Consider the following 21,741-nt stretch of genomic DNA (forward strand, 5'->3'; position numbering starts at 1 on the left):
ATGCTCCAATGCGGCGTAACGTGCTATTTCCATACCAATAATGGGGAGATGCGCGATGTTGCTTGGACAGATGATGGATCAGCCTTTGCTGATCGCCGACCTGCTCGCCCATGCCGAGCGTTTCCACGGCGACACCGAGATCGTGTCGCGCACGGTGGAAGGTCCGATGCACCGATACACCTACCGCGACGCCGCCCGCCGCGCCAGGCAACTGGCCAACGCGCTGCCGTCGCTGGGCGTGGCCCCGGGCGACCGGGTGGGCACGCTGGCCTGGAACGGCTACCGCCATTTCGAGATCTATTTCGCGGTGTCCGGCAGCGGCGCCGTTTGCCACACCGTCAATCCCCGCCTGTTTCCCGAACAGATCGCCTGGATCGTCAACCACGCCGAAGACAAGGTGCTGATGTTCGATTCGAGCTTCCTGCCGCTGGTGGCGCAGATCGCGGACCAGTTGAAGACCGTGGAGCGCTTCGTCCTGCTGGCCGACCACGCCAGCCTGCCGGCCGACAGCGGCATCCCCGATCTGCTCAGCTACGAAGACCTGGTGCACGGCCACAGCGACGTCTACGACTGGCCGCGGCTGGACGAGAACGCCGCCTCCAGCCTGTGCTACACCTCCGGCACCACCGGCAATCCCAAGGGCGTGCTGTACTCGCACCGCTCCACCGTGCTGCACGCCTACGGCAGCTCGCTGCCGGACAGCTTCGATCTCTCGGCGCGCGCGGTGGTGATGCCGGTGGTGCCGATGTTCCATGCCAACGCCTGGGGCCTGCCGTACAGCTGCGCGATGAACGGCAGCAAGCTGGTGCTGCCGGGGCCGAAGCTGGACGGCGCCAGCCTGCAGCAACTGATCGCGGAAGAGGGCGTCACCACCACCATAGGCGTGCCCACCGTCTGGTTGCAGCTGCTGCAGCACTGCCAGCGCGAGCAGCTGTCTCTGGCGCCCTTGAAGCGGGTGATCGCCGGCGGCTCCGCGGTGCCGGAAAGCATGATCGAGCAGCTGGCGGAGCGGGGCATCGAGATGCGCCAGCTGTGGGGGATGACCGAGTTGTCGCCGTTCGGCACCACCTGCACGCTGAAGCTCAAGCATCAGGGCCTGGCCGGCAAGGACTTGAACGCGCTGCTGACCAAGCAGGGCCGGCCGGTGTACGGGGTGGACATCCGCATCGTCGACGACGCCGGCCTGCCGCTGCCGCACGACGGCGTCTCCTTCGGCAACCTGCAGGTGCGCGGCCCCTGGGTGCTGTCGCAGTACTTCAAGCGCGAACTGGACGCCAACCACAGCGCCGACGGCTGGTTCCATACCGGCGACGTGGTGACGATAGACGCCGACGGCTACATGCGCATCACCGACCGCACCAAGGACGTGATCAAGTCCGGCGGCGAATGGATCAGCTCCATCGACCTGGAGAACATCCTGGTCGGCCACCCCGCGGTGGCGGAGGCGGCGGCGATCGCCGTGCCGCATCCCAAGTGGGACGAGCGGCCGTTGATGGTGGTGACGCTGAAGCCCGGCGCGCGCGCGACGCGGGAAGAGCTGCTGGCCTACTTCGACGGCAAGATCGCCAAGTGGTGGACGCCCAACGACATCGCCTTCGTCGACGAGCTGCCGCACACCGCCACCGGCAAGCTGCTGAAGATGAAGCTGCGCGAGCAGTTCCGGGACCATCGCTGGCCGGAATGATGAAAATTGGATGAATTGCTCTAAAGCGCTGGATTTTCGTAGAGCAATTACGTTAGAATGCCCGCTGCACTGAGAACCGCAAGGTTTTGAGGTGTTAGCCCCTCGAAATATCGCGCTGGCCGAGGCCGGTCCGATGTTTCTTCCTCGTGTTGACCCCTGCCGCGATGCCGCAGGGGTGTTTTTTTGCCTGTTTCGATGCGTTATTCACATCGACTGTCATCATCGTTGCACCTATCATATTGTGAAAATGGCATGAGCTTGATCAAGCGCCTTTGCGCTTGCTTGGTTTAGCGTATCCATCCGGCTTTCCAAAAAATTACAACCAGTCCACCGAGGAATGGCCGGCTTTCGCCCGGGCTATACAGCGTAGAAATGAAGGGAATGCGATGAAATCACTCCGTAGCCGCCTGATAGCGTTCAACGCCTTGTTGATGGCGTTGTTCGGCCTGGTCCTGGTGACCATAGTCTTCATGCAGATGCGAGCGGAAATCCTGGAGGGGCTGGACAACGAGTTCGCCGCCAGCCTGAAAGGGCAGAGCTCGGTGGTGACCACCTGGCTGGCGGAGAAGAAGCAGCAGATCGTCGCCCAGACCGCGGTGGCCAGCGAGGCCGACGCGCTGCGTTTCCTCAAGGTGGGCACCAAGGCCGGCGGCTTCAACGTCAACTACACCGGCTACGCCGACGGGCGCTCGCTGTTCTCCGACGACTGGGTGGCCCCCGCCGACTACAAGGTGGCCGACCGCGACTGGTACAAGCTGGCCAAGGACGCCGGCCAGCCCATCGTCACCGATCCCTACGTCGACGAGGCCACCAAGAAACTGACCGTCACCATCGCCGCGCCGTTCAACCACAACGGCGCCTTCGCCGGCGTGGTCGGCGGCGACGTGATGGTGGACACGCTGGTGAAGTCGGTGTTGTCGCTGAAAGTGCGCGGCAACGGCTACGCCTTCATCGTCGACAAGAAGGGCACCGTCATCGCCCACCCGCAGGCCGACCTGACGCTGAAGCCGATCACCAGCGTGGTGCCGGCGCTGACGCCCGACCGGCTGGCGCAGCTGGTGCAGAATGACAAGGCTTCCGATGTCGACATCGGCGGCAAGAGCATGCTGATTTCCGCGCAGGCCATTCCCGGCACCAGCTGGGTGCTGGCGCTGGTGTCCGACCGCGACGAGATCCTGGCACCGCTGCACACCCTGCTGTACACGATAGGCGGGCTGACCCTGCTGGTGTTCGCGCTGATGATTCCGTTCGCCAGCCTGGTAATCGGCAAGATGCTGGCCGGCCTGGTGCGGCTGAAGGCGGCGATGGAGGACATCGCCCGCGGCCAGGGCGACCTGACGCTGCGGCTGAAGGACGACGGCCAGGACGAGATCGCCGCCACCGCGCGCGCGTTCAACACCTTCGTCGCCCAGCTGGGCCAACTGTTCCGCGGCCTGAAGGGCGACGCGCAGGGCGTGGTCGGCGGCGTGCAGGACGCCAGCCAGCTGGTGGCGGACGTCGCGCAGAGCTCGCGCCACATCTCCGACGTGTCCTCGTCCAACGCGGCCACGCTGGAGCAGATCACCGTCTCCATCTCCCATATCGCCGACAGCGCGCGCCAGGCCGACGAGCTGGCCAGCGCCACCGGCCACAACCTGGCCGCCAGCGCCGACAATATGCAGCGGTTGTCGTCCGGCATGGAGAACACCGTGCAGTCGGTGCGCGGGCTGGAGGAGATGCTGTCCTCGCTGGACAAGCGCTCGCAGGAGATTTCCGGCATCACCAACGTGATCCGCGACATCGCCGACCAGACCAACCTGCTGGCGCTGAACGCCGCCATCGAGGCGGCGCGCGCCGGCGAGCAGGGCCGCGGCTTCGCGGTGGTGGCCGACGAGGTGCGCAAGCTGGCCGAGCGCACCGCCCAGGCCACGCTGGAAATCTCCAATATGGTGGGCGCGATCCGCGAGGAAACGGGCCGCGCCGTCGGCGACGTCAACAACACGGTGCAGGCGGTGGACGAGGGCGTGGGCCTGACCCGCGAGGCGGTGGACAACATCGCCGCGATCCGCGCGTCGATGCTGGAGGTGGTGGCCAAGATGAGCGAGATCTCCAACTCCACCCAGGAGCAGCACAAGGCCACCACGCTGATCGCGCAGAGCTCGGAAGCGATCAACGGCCACGTGCTGGAAAACGACGACGTGCTGCAGAACGTCAGCAGCACGCTGCAGGGACTGGCCGGCAGCGCCGGCAAGATGGACGCCGAGTTCAACAAATTCCGGCTGTAATGCCCATCCGCCGCGCCGAACGCCGCCTTGCCAGGCGGCGTTTTTGCGTCGATGATCCGAGGCAACCGTTCCGATTGGCCCACGCCCGATGATCCCGCTTTCTCCCGACACCCTGCTCGCCGCCCGCCTGCTGGCCGAAGGCGACCTGGCCGGCGCGCTGCGCGCGGCGCAGGCCGGCTTGCAGGCCGAGCCCGGCAACGCGCCGCTGTGGAACCTGCTCGGCGTCTGCGCCGCGCGCCTGGGCCAGGCCGCGCTGGCCGAGCAGTGCTGGCGCCAGGCCTTGTCGCTGGACCCGGCCACGCCGGACGCGCATTACAACCTGGGCTGCCTGGCGTCGGAGCGGGACGACGCGGCCGCCGCCGACGCGCATTACCGCGCCGAATTGGCGCGCGACCCCGATCATTGTTCCAGCCTGGGCAATCTGGGCAATCTGCTGCAGGACGCGGGCCGCCTGGACGAGGCAGAGACCTGCTTCCGCCGCAGGCTGGCCATTCAGCCCGGCGCCGCCGCCCATTACCAGCTGGGCCGGCTGCTGGCTGAGCGGGGCCGGAACGGCGAGGCCGAGGCGCAGCTGCGCGCCTGTCTGGACGAGACGCCCGACGATGTCGAGGCGCTGCAGTTGCTGGGGCGGCTGCTGGAGGAGAGGGGCGAGGCCGGGGAGGCCGAAGCCATGTTGCGGCGCGCGCTGGAATCGGCGCCGGGCCATGCCGCCGCCGGCAACAACCTGGGCTTGCTGCTGATGGCCCAGCGGCGCTGGGACGAGGCGGAGTCGCCGTTGCGCGCCGCCCATGCCGCGCAGCCCGGCGCCGCGCTACCCAATCTGGCCTCGCTGCTGCTGGCCACCGGGCGTGCGGCGGAGGCGGAAACCCTGGCGCGGCAGGCGCTGGCGGCGGAACCCGGCCGCGCCGACTGGCTGAACCTGCTGGGACTGGCCCTGCGGGAGCAGGGCCGGGACGAGGAGGCCGGGCTAGCCTGGGAGCAGGGCCTGGCGTCGGTGCCGGACCACCGCCGCCTGCGGCAGAACCTGGGCTATCTGCAACTGGCGCGCGGCGACTGGGCGGCCGGCTGGGCCCATCACGAGGCCAGGCTGGAGTCGGCCGTCTATCCCGCCTTGCCGTCGCCGCGCTGGCAGGGCGAGAGCCTGGCGGGACGACGGCTGCTGGTGTTGTTCGAGCAGGGCTATGGCGACGCCATCCAGTTCAGCCGCTATCTGAATCCGCTGCTTGAACAGGGCGCGGCGCGCGTCGTCGCGCTATGCCGCGAGCCGCTGTCGCCGTTGTTTTCCCGGCAATGGCCGCAGGTGGCGTGGCTGGCGATGGGGAGCGGCTACCCGGCGGCGTTCCCGCCGCACGACTGTCATGTTTTTTCCATGAGCCTGCCATGGGCCTTGCGCGATTTCGAGCCGCGCGCGGAAACCTATCTGCAGGCCGATCCGGCGCTGCGGCAGGCCTGGCGCGCGCGTTTGCCGCCTGGACGCAACATCGGCCTGGTCTGGCGCCGGCCCGCGCCGAGCACCCGTTCGACCATTGCCGTTCCTTGCCGGGGCCGGAGGCTTTGCTGCCGCTGCTGGCCGATCCCGGCGCCAACTGGATTTCGCTGCAGCCGGAGCCGACCGATGTCGAACGCCAATGGTTGCTCGAACATGGCGTGGCGGAGTGGGGTTCCCAATTGGGGGATTTCGCCGACAGCGCGGCGCTGCTGGCGGAACTGGACGGCCTGGTGGCCGTGGACACCGCGATGGCGCACCTGGCGGGCGCGCTGGGCCTGCCTTGCCGGCTGCTGTTGGCCGGCGAGCATGTGGACTGGCGCTGGGGATGGGATGGCGAAGCGACGCCGTGGTACGACTCGGTTCGTCTGCAGCGCCAAAGGCGCGGCGAGGGATGGCGCGAGACGATCGCCCGGCTGTGAGCGGCGGAACGCCCAGCGCAGCCGGTTGCCGGGCTGCATCAGCCGGTCCCGGAGCGACGGCTGTTTGATGCTGCGCATCCGCAAGTAGGGCGGAAGCCCCAGGGGGGCGTTCCGCCAAGCTTAGGCCATGATAGGCGGAACGCCCGGCGCGGCCGGGCTTCCGCCCTACAGCCACTTGCCCGGATTCATCAGCCCGTCCGGGTCCAGCGCGGCCTTGATCGTCCGCATCAGCTCCAGCGCCAGCGGGTCCTTGTAGCGGACCAGCCAGTCTTTCTTCAATTGGCCGACGCCGTGTTCCGCCGCCAGCGTGCCGCCCAGCCGGTAGACGTGGTCGTAGACGATGGCGTTGACCGCCGGTTCGTCGTCGAACAGATCGGCGTTGCCGGGGCGGGTGAAGCTGACGTTGTAATGCAGATTGCCGTCGCCGGCATGGCCGAAGGCGACGATGCGCACGCCGGGAAAGGCCTGGTTCAGATCCGCCGCGCAATCGCGGACCAGCCGCGGCAGCGCGGAGGTGGGGACCGCGATGTCGTGCTTGATGCTGGGGCCGTCCTTGCGCTGGCTTTCCGATATCTCCTCGCGCAGCGTCCACAGCTTGCGCCGCTCGGTCTCGTTCTGCGCGATGACGCCGTCCAGCATGTCCTGAGTGGCGAGCCATTCGGCCAGCGCGTCGTTCAATTGCGCCGGATCGCCGCCGTCGGACAGCTCGATCAGGATCAGCCACGGCGCGCTGAACGGCATCAGCGACGGATGGTGGCGCAGCAGCACCTGCTGGCAGCTGGCGTCCATCACCTCGAAGGCGGTCAGCCGGTCGCCGAAGCGGTGGCGCAGCCGGTTCAGCCAGTCTATCGCCGTTTCGATGTCGCCGACGCCGACCATCGCGGTGGCGTGGGCGCTGGGCAGCGGGAACAGCTTCAGCGTGGCGGCGGTGATCAGGCCCAGCTGGCCTTCGGCGCCGATGAACAGCTGCTTCAGGTCCAGGCCGGTGGTGTCCTTGCGCAGGCCCTGCAGCTGGTCCAGCACGCGGCCGTCCGGCAGCACCGCCTCCAGCCCCAGCGTCAGTTCGCGCATGGTGCCGTAGCGCAGCACCGCGACGCCGCCGGCGTTGGTGGACAGATTGCCGCCGATCTGGCAGCTGCCCTGCGAGGCCAGCGACAGCGGAAACAGCCGGCCGGCGGCTTCGGCCGCCTGCTGCGCCTGCTGCAGGGTGACGCCGGCGCCGACGGTCAGCGCGTTGTTGTCGGCGTCCACGCCGCGGATGGCGTTCAGCCGCCGCAGCGCGACCACCAGCTGCCGGCCGCTGCCGTCCGGCGTCGCCGCGCCGCAGGTGGAAGTGTTGCCGCCTTGCGGCACGATGGCCACCCGGTGCGCGCGGCATAGCCGGACCAGCGCCGAAACTTCGGCGGTATCGCCCGGCAGCGCCACGGCCAGCGGTGCGCCCTGGTAGCGGCGGCGCCAGTCCAGCGTGAACGGCGCGGTGTCGGCGTCGGCGGTGAGGAGGTGCCGCGGGCCGACGATGGCGGCCAGCTGCGTCAGAAAATCGTTCATATCGCTTCCAGCAGGCTTTCATCCACGGCGGCGTACAGCGCGGCCGGCGCGCCGGTCTGCGCCGCCCAGTAGCGGTCGCCGTACGACCAGTGCCACCATTCGGATGGATAATTGACGAAGCCGGCGGCCTGCATCGCCCGGATCAGCACGGCGCGGTTGGCCCGCGCCTGATCGGAGAGGCCGGGACTGTCGGTGTAGCAGGCTCCGCCGGATTCCTCGCTGTCGGCGTTGAACGGGCAACCCATGTCCAGTTCCATGCCGGCGGCGTCGATCAGCGTCAGGTCCAGCGCCGCGCCGGTGGGATGCGGGGCGACCGCCGGCGGCGCGACGTAGAGGCTGGCCTCGCGCAGCAGCTGGGCTTCATCCAGCTCCGGCCTTAGCTCGCGCAGCCGGGCCAGGTGCTCGTCGTAGGAGCGCCGTTGGCGGGCCAGCGGGCGATACGCTTCCTTGACATAAAAACGCAGGCCGTCGGGCAGATGGCGGGCGGCTTCGCGCAGCCGCTCGGCCACGGCGCGGCGGGCCTTCAGGAAGTGCGGGCTGCGGCTGGCGATCTGGCTGCGGCTCAGGTCCACCGCCCAGTCCGGATAGCCGGCCAGGTCGACGAAGGGCTCGGGGTCATCGGCGAGCGGGATGGCCGGCAGAGAAGGATCGGCTAGCGTCAGCATGATGGCTTTCAGAACGGTCCATTGTTGTCGCGCAGCTTGTCCGGCAGGCCGTCGTGGCCGCCGAGCTCGCGTTCCGGCACGTCGTCCCAGTGCAGCGCGCCCAGGAACTGGTTGCGCTCGGGATGCACGGCGTAATGGATGCGGTTGTCCGCTCTGTCCGTGTCGCCGACGCAGAGCAGGCGGACGATCTGCTCGGTATTGTTGATGAAGGTGTGGGCCAGGCCGTCTCCGGCTTTGAAGCCGACCGAGTCGCCTGGCTGCAGCCGGTAAAGCCGGCCATCCAGCCAGACGTCGGGCGTGCCTTCCAGCACGTGGACGAATTCGTCTTCGGTTTTTTCGGCATGGGGCCAACTGGTGCGACAGCCGGGTTCCAGCAGTTCGTGGTTGATGCCGAGCCGGGCGAAACCGTAGTGCTTGCCCAGCGCGCTGCCGCGGGACAGCGGCTCCTGGCTGCCGGAGTAATAGCGCGGTCTGTCGCTTTGCAGTTCGCTCCAGTGCTTGATGCAGTCGGGACGGCTCATCGGTCTTCCTCTGTAGTGGCCAGGCTGTCGCAGCCGCGGCCGATGGCGAGATAGCGGCGCGTCAGCCGGCGGAACCAGGACTCGGTCCAGCCGGACAGGCGGCGCAGGTGGCGGCGCGGCGTGCGCAACAGGCCGCAGCGATAGCGCGGCGCTTGCCATTCCAGCGCCGGGCAGGAACCGGATCTGTGCCCCAGCAGCAGTCGCGACAGGGGGCAGGGCGCGGCGGCGCAGCATACGCCGCAGCCGTTGCACGGCAGGCCAGGCGGCGGTTTGGACGGCGCCTCCGCCTTCAACCATACCACTTGCCGGTTCGCCATGGCCGCCTGATTCATTCAGGAATGTCGGCCGCCATCAGCTCGTCCGGGTGCTGCCAGCCCGGCTGGGCGGCGATGCGGGCGAGCCAGGCCTGGATATGGGGCCAGTCGGCGATGTCGAGGCCGGTGTCGGACAGCCACCACAGATAGCCGCTGAGCGACACGTCGGCGATGCTGACCTGGTCGCCGGCCAGGTAGCGGCGCTCGGCCAGTTCCGCCTCCAGCACCGCCAGGTCGGCGCGCAAACGTTTTTCCAGCCAGGCTTCCACTTCCGCGCCGGCGGAGCGGTAGGCGCGCGACACGCGCAGATTGGGCAACGACAGGCCCAGCCGGTTGGTTTCCCAGTTCAGCCATTCGCGCACGCGCTGGCGTTCGCCCAAGGCGCCGCCCAGCGCGCCGTAGCTGTCGGCCAGCCATTGCAGGATCGCGTTGGACTGGCACAGCGGCACGCCGTCGGCCACCAGCACCGGCACCTCGCCGAAGCGGCTGGCGGCGCGGAAGTCTTCCGGGCGCTCGCCGCGCGGCAGCGAGATGTCGATGTGGACGTAGTCGTGGGAAATGTCGGCCAGCATCAGCGCCAGCCTCACCTTGTAGCTGTGGCCGGAGTAGCGGTTGCCGTACAGGATCAGCGTGCTCATTGCGTTTTCTTTCTTGAATGCGTTGATTGATTCGCCCGGCGCGATCCCAGCCAGGCCGCGGCGAAGGCCAGCGGCAGCGAGAACAGCGCCGGGTTGGAATAGGGGAACAGCGGCGCGGCGTGGCCCAGCGCGCCCATCCATACCGCCGGGCCGCAGACGATCAGCGCCAGCGAGGAGGCGATGCCGGCCGCGCCGCCCCACACCACGCCGCGGGCGCTCAGGCCGCGCCAGTGCAAGGCGAGCAGCAGCAACGGGAAATTGGCCGAGGCGGCGATGGCGAAGGCCAGGCCCATCATCACCGCGATGTTCAGCTGCTGGAACAGGGTGGACAGCAGCATCGCCGCCAGGCCCAGGCCCAGCGTGGCCAGCCGGGAAACCTTGAGCTCGCTGCGCGGATCGGCCCGGCCCTGTTTCAGCCAGCTGGCGTACAGGTCGTGGCTGACCGCGCTGGCGCCGGCCAGCATCAGGCCGGCCACCACCGCCAGGATGGTGGCGAAGGCCACCGCCGCCACCAGCGCGCGCGCGAAATCGCCGCCCAGCAGAGCGGCCAGGTGCAGCGCCGCCATATTGCCGCCGCCGATCAGCTTGCCGTCGACCGCATGGAACTGCGGGTCGGGGCCGACCAGGGTCATCGCGCCGTAGCCGATGACCAGGTTGAGCAGGAAGAAGGCCGCCACCAGCCAGGTGGCGATGCCGACCGAGCGGCGCGCGGCGCGGGCGTCGGCCACGGTGAAGAAACGCATCAGCACGTGCGGCAGGCCCAAGAGGCCCAGGCTCAGGCCCAGGCCCAGCGACAGCGCCTCCACCGGGTCGGCCAGCGCCTGGCTGGGCAGGAAGGCCGCCGCGCCGCGCAGCTTGGCGGCGGCGGCGAACAGCGCGGCCGGGCTGCCGCCGTAGCGGGCCAGCACGCCGGCGGCCAGCAGCAGCGCGCAGACGAACAGCAGGCTGGCCTTGCTGATCTGCACCCAGGTGGCGGCCAGCATGCCGCCCAGCGCCACGTAGGCCATCATCAGCGCGCCGACCAGGCCGACGGCGGCCAGGTAGGGCAGGCCGAACAACAGCTCGATCAACTTGCCGGCGCCCACCAGCTGGACGATCAGGTAGCACAGCGTCACCGTCAGCGAACTGGCGATGCTGACCAGCCGCACGCCGGGGTGGTCGAAACGCTGGCTGAGCACGCCGGCCACGGTGTAGCGTCCGCGCCGGCGCAGCGGTCCGGCCAGCAGCAACAGCAGCAGCGGCCAGCCGGCCAGCGTGCCCACCGCGTAGGCCAGCGAGTCGTAACCTTGGCCCAGATACATGCCGGCCGCGCCGAGGAAGGCGGCGGCGGACAGGTAGTCGCCAGCCAGCGCCAAGCCGTTCTGCCAGGGGGGGAGGCGGCCGCCGGCGGTATAGAAATCATTGAGGGAGGCGGTGCGGCGGCGGGCGGCGGCGGTCAGGCCCAGCGTCAGCAGCGTCAGCGCCAGGAACAGCAGCTGCGAGGCGCTCATGCGTCCTCTCCGTCGCCGACGCGGCTGTACAGCGTGGACACCAAGCACAGCAGCAGGATCACCGCCAGCGCCAGCAGGATGGACAGCGGCAGGCCGGCGACGCAGCCGGACAGCCAGTCCGGGCGCAGCGCCAGGACCAGGAAATAGCCGAGACAGGCGGCCAGGGACAGGGCGGCCAGCAGGCGCTGGAGCAATGCGGACTTCATCGGCGCTTCAATCGGGCAAAAGCGCCAGTGTAGCGCATGTCAGCCGGGTTGCCACTCCAGCAGCAGCCGCGCCTCGCCGGGGCCGAAGTAGTCGTCCTCGCGGGCGATCTCGGCGAATCCCAGCTTGCGGTACAGGCCGGCGGCCGGGTTGGCCGGGTCCACGGTCAGCCGGACGCTGCGCGCGCGCGGCTTCATCGCCTGCAGGACGGCCCGCATCAGCGCCTGGCCGGCGCCGCGGCCGCGGCAGGACGGCAGCAGGGCCAGCGACAGCACCCACAACCGGTCGGGCTCTTGGGACGGCGCGCCCAGCGCGTAGCCGACGGGCGCGCCGGCCTCGTCTTCGGCCAGCCAGAACCAGTCCGGCCACAGGTCCAGCGCCTGGCGGAAGAAGAAATCGGGATAGACGTGGTGGCCGAACACCGCCTGTTCGATGGCGAACACGGCGGATAGGTCTGACCGTCGGGCCTGGCGCAGCTGCATGGGAGATCGTCCTGCTTGGGTGTGGCGGGCGGACAAGGTTAATCGATGCGCGCTGGACGGGAAAGACCGCCGGATATGCATAGAGGTTTTTGTCGGTTTTTTTTTAATCAAGCCATCACATTGCTTGCGCACACTGCGCGTTTGGCCTCGATTGACGAGGTCATGAATCCTGAAAATTTACGGAGCGTTGTCATGAGCGAGATGTCACGTCGTGAGTTTCTCAAGTTGTCCGCCGCCGGCATGGCCGCCGGCGCGTTGCCGCCCGGCCTGGCAGCGGCGATGGCGATCCGGCCGGCTGGGCGCAGCCTGTCCGCGGTCAAGCATGTGGTGGTGTTCATGCAGGAAAACCGCTCCTTTGATCATTATTTCGGCGCGTTGGGCGGCGCGCGCGGCTTCGGCGACCGCAGCGCGCTGCAGCTGCGCAACGGCAGCAGCGTGTTCCGCCAGCCCAATCTGTCCAACGGCGAGTACCCGTTCCGCCTGGACACCACCCGCACCAACGCCCAGTACCTGACCGACCTGGACCACTCCTGGACCGGCACCCACGCCGCCTGGAACCAGGGCAAGTACGACGGCTGGATCGCGGCCAAGAGCAGCTTGACCATGGGTTACTTCACCCGCGCCGACATCCCTTACCACTACGCGCTGGCCGACGCCTTCACGCTGTGCGACCACTATTTCTGCTCGGTGCAGGGGCCGACCAATCCCAACCGCCTCTATCTGTGGAGCGGCATGGTGGACCCGGCCGGCAAGAACGGCGGGCCGGTGACCGACAACAGCGAGAAAGGCTACAGCTGGACCACCTATCCGGAGCGGCTGCAGGCGGCGGGCGTCAGCTGGAAGGTGTACCAGGTGCTGGGCGACAACTACGACGACAACGCGCTGGCCTGGTTCAACCAGTACCGCAGCGCCAAGCCGGGCAATCCCTTGTGCGACCGCGGCATGAGCTCGGTGCCCAAGGTCAGCGGCAACTCGGTGCAGGACCTGGTGGCCGCCATCCGCAACGACGCGGTCAACGGCACGCTGCCGCAGGTGTCGTGGATCGTCGCGCCGGAGGCGTATTCCGAGCATCCGAGCGCGCCGCCGGCCGCCGGCGCCTACCTGCTGGACCGCGTGCTGCAGGCGCTGACCGCCAATCCGGACGTGTGGGCGTCCACGGTGCTGCTGCTCAACTACGACGAGAACGACGGCCTGTTCGACCACATGCCGCCGCCGGTGCCGCCGGCCGGCACCGCCGCCGAGTTTATCGGCGGCAAGCCCATCGGCCTGGGGCCGCGGGTGCCGATGCTGGTGCTGTCGCCGTGGAGCCGCGGCGGGCACGTCTGCTCGCAGGTGTTCGACCATACCTCGGTGATCCGCTTCCTGGAGACCTGGACCGGGGTGCAGGAGCCGAATATCTCGGCCTGGCGCCGGCAGATCTGCGGCGACCTTTCCAGCGCGCTGGATTTCTCCAGCCGCAACGCCAGCGTGCCCGCCTTCCCGGACACCGCCGCGCTGCTGACCCAGGCGCAGCAGAGCAAGGGCTGGCCGGCGCCGACCGCGCCGCTGCCGGGCCAGATGCCGGCGCCGGAAGGCGGCCGCCGCCCGGCGCGCGCGCTGCCCTATCAATGCAACGCCTACGGCAGCACCGATTTGGCCGGCGGCATCTTCTGGGTGCACATGCAGAACAGCGGCAGCCAGGCCGTCCATTACGCCATCTACGCCAACCAGTACCGCAGCGACGGGCCGTGGCAATACGACGTGACCGGCGGCGGCGAGATCAAGGATTATTTCCACGCGCAGACTTACGGCGGCGGCCTGTATGACCTGACGGTGTACGGTCCCAACGGCTTCCTGCGCCGCTTCGCCGGCAACCTCCGCAGCGCGATGGGCGTGCTGGAGGCGGTGAGCGCGGTGTCGGTGGTGGCGGGCGTGCCGCAGCTGACGCTGCAATTGAACAACCAGGGCGCCAAGGTGGCCACCTTCCAGGTCAGCGGCAACGGCTACGGCGGCGCGGCGCCGCAACAGGTGGTGGTGACGCCGGGGGGCAGCCAGCTGCTGAGCTGGAACCTGTCCGGCGTCTACGGTTGGTACGATTTCACCGTCACCTGCACCGGCGACGGCAGTTTCGTCCGCCGCCTGGTCGGCCACGTGGAGACGGGCGCCGCCAGCGTCACCGGCTGAGCGTGCTCCCGTTCCGGCGGGCGGAGCGGCAGCCAGCCCGTCAGGACGACAGCTTGCGGCCCAGGCGCTTCTCCACCTGGCGCCGCTCCCAGTCTGGTCCCAGGACCGGCAGCAGCTCGAAGGCGTTGATCGCATGCGCCAGCAGGCCCATGCCCCAGCCCAGCGCTGGCCACATCACCCACCAGTGATGGGGCGAGGTCAGCAGGTTGATGACGACCAGCGCGGCCATCACCAGCGCGTACTGGATCAGGTGCCGGTAGAAACGCTTGAGACGGTTCACATGTTGCAGCGCCAGCATTTCCTCCAGCTCGCGGGAGGCTGCGGGCGCGGCGATGGCGTCAGGGGTGGTCGGGTCCATCATGGCGGGCTCCTTGTTCAGTTCCGAGAAGTCGATCTCGAACACGGAGGCCAGCGACTTCAGCGACTCGACGCTGGCGCCCTGGCCGCGCTCGATGCGCTGGATGGTGCGCACGCTCAAACCGCTGAGATCGGCCAGTTGTTGTTGCGACCAGCCGCGTTGCAGCCTCAGTTTCTGTATCAGCATAAAACCTCCGTTCGATCACTGGCTGCAGTGTGGTTCGGCCCGTCGGGATGGACAAGGACAGCGGGGCGACAGTCAGGCGACAGCGGCACGCCAATGCCCGCCTGGCCTGGGTTTCCGGCTGGCGCCGACCGCGGCGGCGGGGAGCCCGTTGGCATAATAGGGGCACGGCGAGGCGGCTGGCAAGGCGGCGCGCCGGCATGAAAAACGCCGCCGTTCAGGCGAACGGCGGCGCGGCGGGAGGGCGGTTCAGCGCCGCGGCGTCACCACAGCACCTTGACCTTGCCTTCGCCCAGCCAGTCCGCCAGGGACAGCAGCAGGCCGTCATCCAGGCGCACGCCCCATTCCTGCGGCAGCATCAGTTCGCCCTTGGCCTTGCCGTTGTTGTAGGCCAGCCGCACCAGGCAGCCGGCGTCCTGGCTCTTGAACGGATGCAGCTCGGACTTGAGGCGGGCGATGTCGGGCTTGGCCGGCAGTTGCAGCGCCAGGCCGCGGGCGTAGCGGCTGCGCGCCTCGCCCAGGCTGTACAGCTTGTCGACGACGATGCGCAGGCCGCCGGAGAAGCTGTCCTCGCTGACCTTGCCCTCCACCACCAGCACCACGTCCTCCTTCAGCTTGTCGCGGTTCAGCTCGAAGCTCTCGGCGAACAGGCTGACTTCCAGCTTGGCGGTGCCGTCGTCCAGCTGCACGAAAGCCATCTTGCCGCGGTTGCCCACCTTGACGCGGATGCCGGTGACGAAGCCGGCCAAGAGCTGCGGCTCCTTGCGCGGCGTCAGCCGCGACAGCGTGGTTTTGATGAAGCCGCGTACTTCCTTCTCGTAGGCCGAGAACGGGTGGTCGGACAAGTAGAAGCCGATCGCCAGCTTTTCCTCGGCCAGCTTGACCGCGTCGCTCCAGGGACGGGTGGCCGCCATTTCCACCGCCGGCGCGACGTCGTCGCCGAACATGTCGAACAAGCCGCCCTGGTTGGCGTTGGCGTGCGCCTGCTCGGCGGCCTCCATCGCCAGGCCGACATTGGCGAACAACAGCGCGCGGTTGGGTTCGATGGCGTCGAAGGCGCCGGCGCGGATCAGCGCCTCGATCACCCGCTTGTTGACCAGCTTCTTGTCGGTGCGCTTGCAGAAGTCGAACAGGTCGGTGAACGGGCCGCCGGCCTCGCGCACCTCGACGATGTGATTGACCGCCGATTCGCCGGTGCCCTTGATCGCGCCCAGCGCGTAGCGGATTTCCTTGCGGCTGACCGGCACGAAGCGGTAGAAGCCATGGTTGACGTCCGGCGGCAGGAAGGTGACGCCGTTCTTGGGGTCCTGGCAGTCGTCGTAGAACACCTTCAGCTGGTCGGTGTTGTCCAATTCGGTGGACATCGTCGCCGCCATATAGGCCGCGCAGTGGTGGGCCTTCAGCCAGGCGGTGTGGTAGGCCACCAGCGCGTAGGCGGCGGCGTGCGACTTGTTGAAGCCGTAGCCGGCGAACTTCTCCATGTAGTCGAAGATTTCGTTGGCCTTGGCTTCGGGAATGTCCTGCTTGGCGGCGCCCTGCACGAACATCGCGCGCTGAGCCACCATTTCCTCGACCTTCTTCTTGCCCATCGCGCGGCGCAGCAGGTCGGCGCCGCCCAGCGAGTAACCGCCGATCACCTGCGCCGACTGCATCACCTGCTCTTGGTACACCATGATGCCGTAGGTCGGCGCCAGCACCGGCTCCAGCAGCGGGTGCAGGTACTCGAACTTGGCGCCGTGCATGCGCTGGATGAAGTCGGGGATCAGGTCCATCGGGCCCGGGCGATACAAGGCCACGAAGGCGATAATTTCCTCGAACTTGCTCGGCTTGGCTTCCACCAGCATCTTTTTCATGCCGGTGGACTCGAACTGGAACACGGCGGTGGTGTTGGCGGTGGCGAACACCTTGTAGGCCGGCTTGTCGTCCAGCGGCAGGTGGGCGACGTCGACGTCCTCGCCGGTGAGATCCTTGATGTACTTCTGCGCCAGCTCGATGATGGTCAGGTTGCGCAGGCCCAGGAAGTCGAACTTCACCAGGCCGATCTGCTCGACGTCGTCCTTGTCGAACTGCGAGACGGGAGAGGCGCCGTCGCCGCTGGCGATGTACAGCGGGCAGAAATCGGTCAGCCTGCCGGGCGCGATCAGCACGCCGCCGGCGTGCATGCCGATGCCGCGGGTCAGGTCTTCCAGCGTCATCGCCAGTTCGATCAGCTCCTGCGCGCCCTCGCTTTCGATGATCTCTCCGATCTGCGGCTCCACTTGCATCGCCTTTTCCAGGCTCAGCGGCTTGTTGGCCTCCAGCGGGATCAGCTTGGACAGGCGGTCGCACAGGCCGAAGGGCAGGTCCAGCACGCGGCCGACGTCGCGGATCACCGACTTGGACGACATGGTGCCGAAGGTGGCGATCTGGCTCACCGCCTCCTCGCCGTATTTGCGGCGGGTGTATTCGATCACCCGCCAGCGGTTTTCCTGGCAGAAGTCCACGTCGAAGTCGGGCATGGACACCCGCTCCGGGTTCAGGAAGCGCTCGAACAGCAGCGCGTACTTCAGCGGGTCCAGATCGGTAATCGACAGGCTGTAGGCCACCAGGGAGCCGGCGCCGGAGCCGCGGCCGGGACCTACCGGGCAGCCGTTGGCCTTGCCCCACTGGATGAAGTCGGCCACGATCAGGAAGTAGCCGGGGAAGCCCATCTGGATGATGGTGTCGCACTCGAATTTCAGCCGCGCGTCGTAGTCGGGCCGCTTTTCCTGGCGCTCGGCCTCGTCCGGGTACAGCTGCTTCAGCCGCTCCTCCAGGCCGCGCTTGGCCTCGTGGACCAGGAAGTCGTCCAGCGACATGCCGTCAGGCGTCGGGAACAGCGGCAGATAGTTTTTGCCCAGCACCACCGAGATATTGCAGCGCTTGGCGATTTCCACGGTATTCGCCAGCGCCTCGGGGATGTCGGCGAAGCGCTCGACCATCTGCTCGGCGCTGAGGAAATACTGGCACTCGCTGAAGCTGCGCGGCCGGCGCTTGTCGCCCAGCGTGTAGCCTTCGGCGATGCACACCCGCGCCTCGTGGGCCTTGAAGTCTTCCTTCTCCATGAACTGGATGGGATGGGTGGCGACCACCGGCAGCCCGGTCTCGCCGGCCAGCCATAGCGTCGCCTGCACCACGTTTTCCACCTGGGCGCTGTCCACGCGCTGGATTTCCAGGTAGAACGCGCCCGGGAACAGGCTTTCCCAATACTCGGCGCGGCGGCGCGCTTCGTCGCGCTGGCCCATGGACAGCGCGATGCCGACGTCGCCCAGGTGGGCGCCGGACAGGCACAGCAGGTTGCTGTTGTCGCCGGATGCCAGCCAGGCGCGCTTGATCTCGGCGCGGCCGCGGTACTGGTTGTGGCTGAACGCCTCGGTCAGCAGCTCGCACAGCCGGCGGTAGCCCTCGCGGTTCTTCGCCGTCAGCATCAGCCGGTAAGGCTTGTCGCGGTCTTCTTCGTTTTCCAGCCAGATGTCGGCGGAGACGATGGGCTTGATGCCCTTATTGCGGCAGCTCTTGTAGAACTTGACCATGCCGAACAGATTCATCAGGTCGGACACGCCGAGCGCGGGCATCTGTTCCTTGGCGGCGCGTTTGACCGCGTCGTCGAGGCGGACGATGCCGTCGGTGATGGAAAACTCCGAGTGGAGGCGAAGATGGACAAAGCGGGGTGCGTTCATCCGGGCATTTTAACGGCTGGCGCTGTGGCAAACCAGTTGAATCGCCGACAAGAAGCGGCTGGTGCGGCGGCGGTCATGCACATTAGAATGTTGGCATCCGAAGTCTGGCGCAGGTGAAAGAACGAGATGGAGTTCAATGTGCAGCAATTGGAGCGGACGAATCTGTATCAGCTGCTGGTGGGGTGCGTGTTGCCGCGCCCCATCGCCTGGGTCAGCACTCAGGATCTGAAAGGGGTGTGCAATCTGGCACCGTTTTCCTTCTTCAACGTGATGAGCGTCAACCCGCCGCTCTTGGGCATCAGCATCCTGAAGCAGGCGCCGGAGCGGGACAAGGACACGCTGGCCAACATCCGCCTGACCGGGGAGCTGGTGGTCAACATCGTCAGCCAGCCGCTGGCGGCGGCGATGAACGCCAGTTGCGGCGCCTATCCTGCCGATGTCGATGAGTTCGAGCTGGCCGGTGTGGCCAAGACCGACAGCTCGACGGTCAAGCCGCCGGGCGTGGCCGAGGCGCCGGTGCGGCTGGAGTGCACGCTGCACCAGTGCCTGACTTTCGGCCACGGCAGCGGGGCGGGCAATCTGGTATTGGCCGAGGTGAAGTGCATCCACGTCGCCGAAGGCTTGTGGCGCGACGGCGCGATAGACGAGCAGGCGCTGCAGGCGGTGGGCAAGCTGGGCGGCAACCGCTACAGCCTGGCCGAGGAGGCGTTCACGCTGGAAAGGCCGGCCTGAACCGCAGCCTGTTCAAAGACTTTGAACAGGCTGTCAGAGCGCGGCCAGGGTCTGGGCGGACAGGTCGTCCAGCAGGTTGTAGCGGCGCTGGTATTCCGAGCGCTTCTTGCTGGCGATGTCGGCCATCGCCTTGCGCGGCAGCGTCAGCGGAACGCGGTGGAAGCGGCCGTTGTCCACCGGCTCGGCTTCCAGCGTCTGCCAGAAGCTGTCGTAGTCGGCGAAGAAGCTGCGGCGATAGCGCCAGGAACTGTAGATATGCTCGCGGTTGCCGACCGCCAGGATGTCGTCGACGCCGATCTTGCGCGCCAGCGCGGTCAGCGCTTCCATCGCCAGCCGCTTCGGGAACAGGCCGTGGGCGGTCTTGGTCGCCTGCTGCACCTGTTCGGCGCCGTAGGGTTTGCGCGGGCCCTGCAGTCCGCCCACCACCATCACCATCTCTTCGCCGCGGCGGGTCAGCGTGAAGGTCAGCGTCGCCAGCGGCACTTGGCCGGCGTCGCAAACCTGCAGCGACATTTCTCCTTCCTTGTCGAAATTGTGCTGATGCGTCAGCAGCAACTGCAGCCGGCCGTCGTTCTTGCCGGCGAGGTCGGCCAGTCGCAGCGGCGCGCTGGACAGCAACTGGCTGCGGGTGTCGGCGCCGAAGCGCTGCTCGAGCAGCTCGTAGTGCGCGCACAGCGCCGCCAGCTTGCCGCGGCAGCCCAGCGAACGGAACAGGTAGGGGCGATGCAGCTTGCTGGCCAGCCGTGGATTGCGGCGCAGATAGCTCAACAGCGTCTGCGACTGGCGGAAAGTGTCCAGCCAGCGCAAGGTCCACGGCAGCGTCAGCATGCCGCGGAAGACGAATTTGAAGCGGTTCTTGCCCTCGTCGAATCCATCGCGTCGGGAGAACTCGCCCGTCGCCAGCGACCAGAACAAATCCACGGAGTTTGTGACAGTCATGCAATACCTCATCCTTGGGAATGTCAGGATAAGATAAATTTGCACAAGAATTTGTTAATAGTTATGTGGGACAGTGTGACGGAATGTGACGCAAGATAGCGCTGTCATGCTGAAAAATGCCAATTTACCGCAGGCTATACAGCCTGAAGCGTTCCTTGTGGTCTCCTGGACGTTGAAAGGTATAAATGGGATGCAATGTATTGTAAGGCGCGGGCACCTGGTCGTGCAGCGTCTGCAACAACAGCCAGCGACAGCTCCCGGCGCCCGATGAGACCTCCAGCCGCCGCGTGCGCAGCCCGGCGTAGTATTCGAGCAGCGCGCGCTGAGGCTCGCCCAGCCCCAGGCTGGCGACGCAGTCGCCGGGGAGGATCAGGGTGTCCGGTCCGGGTCTCAGCGCGGCAAAGGCTTCGCGGTAGCGCATGCCGTGGTCCAGGGCCGGCAGCCACAAAATGGCCATGCCGCACCATAGCAGCGTCAGGCCCACGCTCCAGCGCCAGGCCAGGCGATAGCCGCCGGCCAGCGGTTGCAGCCAGCACCAGGCGAGCAGGGCGGCAGACGCGGCAAACAGCAGCCAGCGCCCGGGCTGGAATTGCGGCGTCCAGCCGCTGAATTTCCGGCCGAGCAGTTCCCGTCCCCAGTCCGCGCCCAGCGGGAAGCTGAGCGCATGGGCGACCAGCAGCAGGTAGGCGAGCAGGGCCAGCAGCAGCAGGGTCAGCGCGTGGCCAGGCCAGCGTAGCGGGCTGCGCGCGCTCTGCAAGCCGGCGGCGGCCAGCACCGCCAGCGTGCAAGCGAACAAGGCGAGAGGCGGCAACAGCGGCGGCCATGCGATCCGGCCGCGCGCGGCGCGCCATAGCGCCAGCAGCGCCAGCGGCCAGACCGGCAGCGCATACCAGGGCAGCGTCAGGCCGTAGAAGCCGTGCCCTGCCCGCGGGCCGAGATTGACGGTGCCGCGGAAACGGCCGAAGTTGTTGGCGTCCAGCCAGAGGTGGAACAAGCCCGGATCGCGTTGATAAAGGCTGGCCATCCACAACAGGGGAAGGGGCAAGGCGGTCGCCAGCGCGACGGCCAGCGTTTTCAGGTAGGCGGGCTGGCGGTAGTCGCGGCGGGCGAGCAGCGCCAGCGCGGCGGCGGCCAGGCAGCCGGGTCCGAGCAGGCCCTTGCTGAGAAAGGCGATGGCGGCGCCGGCGCCCAGCATCAGCCCGGCGCGGGCGGGATACGTCAGCGCCTGGCTCAGCCCGGCCAGCCCCCAGCAGAAGCCGGCCAGCAGTGCGGTGTCGGTAATCAGCTGGTGGGCGCGCAGCGGTAGGCCGAGCGTGCCGATCAGCAGCACCAGCGCCCAGCGGCCGTGACCGGGGCCGAACAGGGCGCGCGCGGCGGTCGCCAGGCCCAGCCAGGCGATCAGGTTCCAGAGGCCCGCAGCCAGCCGGGCGGCGTCGGGCGCGCCCAGCCAGCCTTCGAACAGGCGCATGGTCCACGCGGCGCTGATGAAGAACAGCGGCGGTTTTTCCATGAAGGGCTCGCCGGCCAGCGTGGGCACCACCCAGTCGCCGCTGGCGGCGATATGGCGCACCAGGCCGAAGGTGTAGGCTTCGTCCGGTTTCCAGGGCTCGTGGCCGACCAGGCCGGGCAGCAGCCACAGCAGGCACAGCGCCAGCAGCGGCGCCCAGCGGAGCGGGGCGGGGCGCTCAGCCAACAGGCGGATCTTTCGGCCGCATCGAATGCAACGCGGTCTTCTGCATTTCCAGCGTCTTGATCTGCATGGAGAGCACGCCCAGATTCATTGTCAGCCAGCCTTCCACCACCCTGAGTTCGGCCAGCTTGCGCTCGATCTCCTCTTCCGACATCGGCGGCAGGAAGGCCTGCATGCCGGGCGGCGTGGCTTGTTGCCAGAACTGGCGGAACAGGGCGAACGGGTCGTTATGGTTGTCTTGGCTCATCGACGTTTCCTGC

The 21,741-nt window shown here is 67.8% G+C and carries 18 protein-coding genes; 5 read left to right on the forward strand and 13 right to left on the reverse strand.

The features are described from left to right. Nucleotides 1-55 precede the first annotated feature (55 nt). From CV_RS04370 to CV_RS04380, 3 genes are all read left to right on the forward strand, one after another. Nucleotides 56-1,684 (forward strand): 3-(methylthio)propionyl-CoA ligase, encoded by a 1,629-nt coding sequence (locus CV_RS04370; protein ID WP_011134453.1) that lies wholly within the window; start codon nucleotides 56-58, stop codon nucleotides 1,682-1,684. A 386-nt stretch (nucleotides 1,685-2,070) separates the two neighbouring features. Then, the gene (locus CV_RS04375) at nucleotides 2,071-3,948 is read left to right on the forward strand and encodes a methyl-accepting chemotaxis protein (protein ID WP_076226588.1); all 1,878 of its coding nucleotides are present in this window, start codon (nucleotides 2,071-2,073) and stop codon (nucleotides 3,946-3,948) included. An 88-nt stretch (nucleotides 3,949-4,036) separates the two neighbouring features. After that, entirely contained in the window at nucleotides 4,037-5,944 is a 1,908-nt protein-coding gene (locus tag CV_RS04380; protein ID WP_011134455.1) for a tetratricopeptide repeat protein, read from the forward strand. 77 nt (nucleotides 5,945-6,021) lie between these two features. On the opposite strand, the gene CV_RS04385 is transcribed toward CV_RS04380, so the two are convergent. The 8 genes from CV_RS04385 to CV_RS04420 are packed head-to-tail and all read right to left on the reverse strand — an operon-like array spanning nucleotide 6,022 to nucleotide 11,718. Then, complete coding sequence (locus tag CV_RS04385) at nucleotides 6,022-7,404, reverse strand: FAD-binding oxidoreductase (protein WP_011134456.1); 1,383 nt, start codon at nucleotides 7,402-7,404, stop codon at nucleotides 6,022-6,024. Continuing rightward, nucleotides 7,401-8,069: a M15 family metallopeptidase gene (locus CV_RS04390; protein ID WP_043595508.1), complete on the reverse strand. Its 669-nt coding sequence runs from the start codon at nucleotides 8,067-8,069 to the stop codon at nucleotides 7,401-7,403. Before CV_RS04390 ends, CV_RS04385 begins: the two co-directional genes overlap by 4 nt. 8 nt (nucleotides 8,070-8,077) lie before the next feature. Further along, a complete protein-coding gene (locus CV_RS04395) occupies nucleotides 8,078-8,590 on the reverse strand; it encodes a cupin domain-containing protein (protein WP_011134458.1) in 513 nt (170 codons plus the stop codon). Next, the gene (locus CV_RS04400) at nucleotides 8,587-8,907 is read right to left on the reverse strand and encodes a hypothetical protein (RefSeq protein WP_043595510.1); all 321 of its coding nucleotides are present in this window, start codon (nucleotides 8,905-8,907) and stop codon (nucleotides 8,587-8,589) included. The genes CV_RS04395 and CV_RS04400 overlap by 4 nt, the downstream gene beginning before the upstream one ends. A gap of 11 nt (nucleotides 8,908-8,918) precedes the next feature. Continuing rightward, entirely contained in the window at nucleotides 8,919-9,542 is a 624-nt protein-coding gene (locus tag CV_RS04405; protein WP_011134460.1) for a glutathione S-transferase family protein, read from the reverse strand. Further along, a complete protein-coding gene (locus CV_RS04410; RefSeq protein ID WP_011134461.1) occupies nucleotides 9,539-11,032 on the reverse strand; it encodes a sodium:solute symporter family transporter in 1,494 nt (497 codons plus the stop codon). Before CV_RS04410 ends, CV_RS04405 begins: the two co-directional genes overlap by 4 nt. Then, nucleotides 11,029-11,238, reverse strand: coding sequence for a DUF485 domain-containing protein (locus tag CV_RS04415; protein ID WP_011134462.1), 210 nt, complete (start codon nucleotides 11,236-11,238; stop codon nucleotides 11,029-11,031). Before CV_RS04415 ends, CV_RS04410 begins: the two co-directional genes overlap by 4 nt. A 39-nt stretch (nucleotides 11,239-11,277) precedes the next feature. Beyond that, nucleotides 11,278-11,718: a GNAT family N-acetyltransferase gene (locus CV_RS04420; protein WP_011134463.1), complete on the reverse strand. Its 441-nt coding sequence runs from the start codon at nucleotides 11,716-11,718 to the stop codon at nucleotides 11,278-11,280. A 192-nt stretch (nucleotides 11,719-11,910) separates the two neighbouring features. Between CV_RS04420 and CV_RS04425 the strand changes: the two genes are divergently transcribed. Further along, nucleotides 11,911-13,881: a phosphocholine-specific phospholipase C gene (locus CV_RS04425; RefSeq protein ID WP_011134464.1), complete on the forward strand. Its 1,971-nt coding sequence runs from the start codon at nucleotides 11,911-11,913 to the stop codon at nucleotides 13,879-13,881. Nucleotides 13,882-13,921: 40 nt separating this feature from the next. Here the strand turns inward: CV_RS04425 and CV_RS04430 are convergent, their stop codons facing one another. Together CV_RS04430 and dnaE are read right to left on the reverse strand one after the other, a co-directional pair. Further along, on the reverse strand, nucleotides 13,922-14,425 hold the full coding sequence (locus tag CV_RS04430; RefSeq protein WP_011134465.1) for a 2TM domain-containing protein: 504 nt from the start codon (nucleotides 14,423-14,425) through the stop codon (nucleotides 13,922-13,924). A 260-nt stretch (nucleotides 14,426-14,685) separates the two neighbouring features. After that, nucleotides 14,686-18,120, reverse strand: coding sequence for a DNA polymerase III subunit alpha (dnaE, locus tag CV_RS04435; protein ID WP_011134466.1), 3,435 nt, complete (start codon nucleotides 18,118-18,120; stop codon nucleotides 14,686-14,688). A 126-nt stretch (nucleotides 18,121-18,246) separates the two neighbouring features. On the opposite strand from dnaE, the gene CV_RS04440 reads away from it, so the two are divergent. Beyond that, on the forward strand, nucleotides 18,247-18,852 hold the full coding sequence (locus CV_RS04440) for a flavin reductase family protein (protein WP_011134467.1): 606 nt from the start codon (nucleotides 18,247-18,249) through the stop codon (nucleotides 18,850-18,852). A gap of 33 nt (nucleotides 18,853-18,885) precedes the next feature. Here CV_RS04440 and CV_RS04445 read toward each other — a convergent pair whose 3' ends face one another. The 3 genes from CV_RS04445 to CV_RS04455 form a co-directional block, all read right to left on the reverse strand. Then, nucleotides 18,886-19,791, reverse strand: coding sequence for a VirK/YbjX family protein (locus CV_RS04445; protein ID WP_011134468.1), 906 nt, complete (start codon nucleotides 19,789-19,791; stop codon nucleotides 18,886-18,888). A gap of 124 nt (nucleotides 19,792-19,915) precedes the next feature. Next, nucleotides 19,916-21,484 (reverse strand): ArnT family glycosyltransferase, encoded by a 1,569-nt coding sequence (locus tag CV_RS04450; protein ID WP_011134469.1) that lies wholly within the window; start codon nucleotides 21,482-21,484, stop codon nucleotides 19,916-19,918. Then, nucleotides 21,477-21,728 (reverse strand): PhaM family polyhydroxyalkanoate granule multifunctional regulatory protein, encoded by a 252-nt coding sequence (locus CV_RS04455; protein WP_043595517.1) that lies wholly within the window; start codon nucleotides 21,726-21,728, stop codon nucleotides 21,477-21,479. The genes CV_RS04450 and CV_RS04455 overlap by 8 nt, the downstream gene beginning before the upstream one ends. Nucleotides 21,729-21,741: the final 13 nt, after the last annotated feature.

The sequence above is a fragment of the Chromobacterium violaceum ATCC 12472 genome (assembly GCF_000007705.1).
GTDB classification, from domain to species: domain Bacteria; phylum Pseudomonadota; class Gammaproteobacteria; order Burkholderiales; family Chromobacteriaceae; genus Chromobacterium; species Chromobacterium violaceum.